This window comes from Armatimonas sp. (assembly GCF_043760365.1).
Classification (GTDB): domain Bacteria; phylum Armatimonadota; class Armatimonadia; order Armatimonadales; family Armatimonadaceae; genus Armatimonas.
This window is the reverse complement of record NZ_JAYUPA010000602.1, coordinates 1-4,275: the sequence shown is the minus strand read 5'-3', so window position 1 is coordinate 4,275 and position 4,275 is coordinate 1. Positions and strand designations below refer to the sequence as shown.

The following is a 4,275-nucleotide window of genomic DNA, read 5'->3' as shown; positions in this document are numbered from 1 at the left end:
GGGTGGTGACGGTCGCGCCCCGTGCGAGATTTCGCCCGCCTGAGAACACTTGCGCCTCGGCGAGGGCAAAGACAAAGTCCCCCGTGCGCGGCCAGAGCTTTGTGGCCGTGATGCGCACCACGCGCCCGACTCGACCCGTCAGCTTGAGTTCGTAGGGCGTCACGCCGGGACTTGGGAAGTCCGCACCCGTCTTGTCGTCTATAACCGCACCATCCACTTCGATCTTGAAGCGCACGGGGAAGCCAAAGCCGGGCGTGTCGGGAAAGTCCGTGGGGCGGGCGGGGAGCAGGCGGAGCGTGTCGAGCGGCTGGGGCTTACCTAGGTCTATCTGCACCCATTTTTCTGTCTCAGCGGCTTTCTCAATCGCGCTGTGGTAGCCATTGCTCGGGCTGCCAGGTGCGGTAGACTCGCCCTCACCGTAGATTCTGTCGCCGCGCTCGATCCCTGAGAAAACCGCCTGGAGCCGGTAGTAGTCCGTCTGGGCAATCGGGTCGAACTTATGGTCGTGGCAGCGGGCGCAGTGCACCGTGACACTGTTAAAGGTCGCCATGGTGTTGGTGACCATATCATCGCGGTCTAAAACGCGCGTCTTCTCTTTTTCAACCGTTCCCTCAGCCAACTCCGCCTGCCCGACAAAATCCCACGGCCCCGCCACCAGAAAGCCCGTCGCGATAATCCCCGCCGGATCGCCGGGCGTGAGCACATCGCCCGCCACTTGCTGCTGCACAAACTTTGCATACGGCAGATCGGCGTTCAGTGCCCCGATTACCCAGTCCCGGTACGGCCAGGCATTGTCGCGGCGCTTGTCTTTATCGTAGCCGTGCGTATCGCCGTAGTGCACCACATCCAGCCACTTGCGCCCCCAGCGCTCGCCGTAGGCAGGGGAAGCGAGGAACTTGTCCACGAGTTTTTCATAGGCATCGAGCCGCTTATCGCTCACAAACGCCGCAATCTCACCCGGCGTAGGTGGCAATCCCGTGAGGTCAAAGCTGAGGCGACGTATCAGTGTGCGCTTATCAGCCTCGGGGGAGAAGCTCAGGCCTTTGCTCTTAAGCTTGGCGAGGAGGTAGGTATCTACAAAGCCAAGCTCGACCAACCTCTCCTCCCCAACCCTCCCGGGTACCCTCTGGGTGCGGGCGCTCCTGCGTCGCTGGGAAAGGAGGGAGTTAGAGGGTGGATTCTCCCCTTTCCCAGTGAGGTACGAACGCCCGGGAGAGGGGGCAGGGGGAGAGGTTGAAAGGGCAGGGGGAGAGGTTTGCGGAGAGATTAGTGCTTGCCATGCCCAGTGAGGCTTTTCAGGCTTAGTGGCATGTGCCCAAGCCTGAAGCGGCGCGAGCTGATTGGGGGCGAGCTTGCCGCTGGGTGGCATTTTTATCGCGCGGTCGTAGGCGACGGCGGCCAGAACTTTCTTGGCGAGCGCCGCCGTGAGGGGCTTGTCTAGGCGCACTCCCGCCGATGCTTGCGCCGGGCCATGGCAGGGGAGGCAGGCGGTTCTGACGATTGCCGGTGGACGAGGTAGAACTTGGGGAGTCATGCGATAATCTCCGTGATCACGTTTCCATGCACATCCGTGAGGCGACGGTCAATCCCGTTGTGCCGGAAGCTCAGGCGCTTGTGATCTATTCCCAGCAAGTGCAGCACCGTGGCGTGCTGGTCGTAGCAGTAGGTCGGGTTCACGGCGGCGCGGAAGCTCCACTCATCGCTCTCGCCGTAGCTCTCGCCGCCTTTAATGCCGCCACCCGCCATCCAGCTCGTGAAGGCCGCCGGGTTGTGGTCGCGGCCCTTGCCGCCTTGGCTACACGGCATCCGTCCAAACTCCGTCGTCCAGATCACGAGGGTATCGTCGAGCAGGCCGCGTGCCTTGAGGTCTTTGAGCAGTGCGGCGGCGGGACGATCTAGCTCCGCGCCCAGCATTCCGTGATCTCTCGCTAAGTCTTCGTGCGAGTCCCAGTTGCGCCGGGGGAAGCCATTGTCCGCGCCGCTCCAGATCTGCACGAAGCGCACCCCGCGCTCCAGAAGCCGCCGCGCCGTCAGACAGCGCCGTCCCAAGTCGGATGTAATCGGATCGTCCACGCCGTAGAGCCTGCGTGTCTCGGGCGACTCTTGCCTAATATCGAGCACCTCGGGGGCGGAGAGCTGGAGCCGGGCCGCGAGGGCGTAGGACTGGAGCCGGGCGTTGAGGCGTGTGTCACCGGGCCTGGTGGCCTGGTGGGTTTTATTGAATTTCTCTAAAAACACACGGCTCTCGTGCTCGCTCTGGGGCGTGAGATAGGGGCGCTCGGGGGGGAAGAGATCATAGATCGGGGTCTTCGCGCCCGCTTTAACCACGGTTCCCTGGTGCGTCGCCGGGAGAAAACCCGCGCCCCAGTTCGCCGGGCCATTGGGCGGGACGCCGCGAGTGTCCGGGAGCACGACAAAAGTGGGGAGATTGTCGTTGAGCGAGCCGAGGCCGTAGCTCAGCCACGCGCCCATGCTGGGAAAGCCCGGCAGGACAAAGCCGGTGTTCTGCATGAAAGTGGCCGGGCCATGGACATTAGACTTGCTCACCATGGCATACAAAAACGCCATGTCATCCACGCACTTGGCTAAGTGGGGAAAGAGCCCGCTTACCCAGCGCCCACTCTTGCCATAGCGCTTCCAGTCCCACGGCGAGGGCATCACGACTCCCGGGGCGCTCTGGAACAGCTCAATCTTGCCACCCGGATCGAACTTCTCGCCGCGCCTTTTAATCAGCTCGGGCTTGTAGTCAAACGTGTCGCACTGGCTCGCCGCCCCGGACATAAAGAGCTGCACCACCCGCTTGGCCTTTGGTTTATGGTGCAGCTTTTGGTTCTCTAAGACCGTCAGCGCCAGTGCATCCAGCATGAAAATTTCTCCCGCTGAAAGTTACGCGACAGCCCTCTCCGATTCCTGCGCCAGCGATACAATAGAGGCAGAAATGCAAGCGCAGAGCCAGAAAGAGCAGCTCCAGCTTCGCCCGAGCAAGTTTGTCCTGGGTATGGGAGGTGGTATCTTCGGATACTGGCTCCTTGCCGCCTTTTTCTTCTGGTTCTCCCCGACGACAAATCCCTTTCCCGTTGAAGTTTTCGCATTGATCACTTTCGTGACGCTCTTACCCGCTTTGGCTTTTATTCTCTGGTGGCAACGAGCAAGCCTCATTGCAGAAGATTCGGGCCTGCGCTGGCGGCACTTTGGCGGCTGGCAGAAGGCGCGTTGGGATGAGATCGAGGACTATTTCTTTTGCATTGGAAACAATGATGGCGGCCCGGTGAGCTGGCTTCGGTTTCGTGATGGTCGAACTCTGCGACTCCCAGAGAGCTACTGGAGCGAGCAGACCGCCTTTCGTGCGCTGGTGGTGCAAAAGGCGACACACGCGAAGCCGTCGGGATGGCTGCTGCGGGGCGAAGAGGGGACGATCAGCGGGCGGCATGCCTTTCGGTACAAGAGCAAAAAGCGCCCGGAGTACTTTGAGGCCGATGAGCAGAGTGTCGCTTACTTCGATGGCCACCTGCTCCACCATGCCCTTTGGAGTGATGTTCTCGCACTTCACGATCCGCAAGATATTTTCCGACGCTTGCCCTGCACACTGGAAACTTGCCACTGGAGTGCCTCGTTCTCGTCATTGCTGAAAGAGCACACACTTCTGCGAGCGATGGTGCGCCAGTACGCCCCACATATCTCCGTTGCCCGCCTACGAATCCCGCAGCGTGAGCTTTTGGTGCCTACGGAGCGCGACGGCGGCAAGCGCATCTTTCACTACCAGACCCGCGCAAACCGCCGTAGTCTGGGGCTCTGGCTCGGTATCGGGCTGTTTTTCCTGGCATCGGCTGGGCTGACATGGTGGGGGCTGAATCACTTGGAGTTTGAGGACACGCGCACGGTTGGTGCCCTGCTGACTCTGGGAGGACTCTCTCTTGTGACTTGGGCCGCGACACTCTGGAGCTATAAAGTCGAGCGGATTATCGTGGATCGGGAGTCGGTGACACAGATTCGAGTTCAGGGGCAGCGTTGGGTGTTTTTTGAGGAGATCAAAGAGATCGAGACAAGCCTGGATCGAGACACGCTGGTGACTCACAAGGGCGAGCGTCTGATCTCCTGGCGGCACTCGCTGGCGAATGTGGCGGAGCTGCGTGCGGAGATTGAGAAGCACCTCCAAACCAAGAGCTAGCCCTGGCCTGGAGGAGTGGTTTTGTCTTTCTTCTGCTCGACCGAGCAGGCTCCCGACATTCAGGTGGTGAGCCCGAAGCGAGGAAGCACGTACTTCATGAGCAGGAA

General features: G+C 60.9%; 3 protein-coding genes. 1 reads left to right on the top strand and 2 read right to left on the bottom strand.

Annotation, left to right across the window (positions count from 1 at the left end):
- Positions 1 to 1,534: DUF1549 domain-containing protein (locus ACH2EH_RS13850; protein ID WP_395142616.1), on the bottom strand; the 1,534-nt coding region annotated here is incomplete at its 3' end.
- A complete protein-coding gene (locus ACH2EH_RS13845) occupies positions 1,531 to 2,865 on the bottom strand; it encodes a DUF1501 domain-containing protein (protein ID WP_395142614.1) in 1,335 nt (444 codons plus the stop codon). The genes ACH2EH_RS13850 and ACH2EH_RS13845, both read right to left, overlap by 4 nt.
- On the opposite strand from ACH2EH_RS13845, the gene ACH2EH_RS13840 reads away from it, so the two are divergent.
- Positions 2,864 to 4,168 (top strand): hypothetical protein, encoded by a 1,305-nt coding sequence (locus ACH2EH_RS13840; RefSeq protein WP_395142612.1) that lies wholly within the window; start codon positions 2,864 to 2,866, stop codon positions 4,166 to 4,168. The two genes, ACH2EH_RS13845 and ACH2EH_RS13840, sit on opposite strands and share 2 nt — an antisense overlap.
- The last annotated feature ends 107 nt before the right edge of the window (positions 4,169 to 4,275 follow it).

Excerpts from the sequence above, each read along its gene's own strand:
- ACH2EH_RS13845 (WP_395142614.1), bottom strand. The coding sequence starts at position 2,865 with ATGCTGGATGCACTGGCGCTGACGGTCTTAGAGAACCAAAAGCTGCAC.
- ACH2EH_RS13840 (WP_395142612.1), top strand. The coding sequence starts at position 2,864 with ATGAAAATTTCTCCCGCTGAAAGTTACGCGACAGCCCTCTCCGATTCC.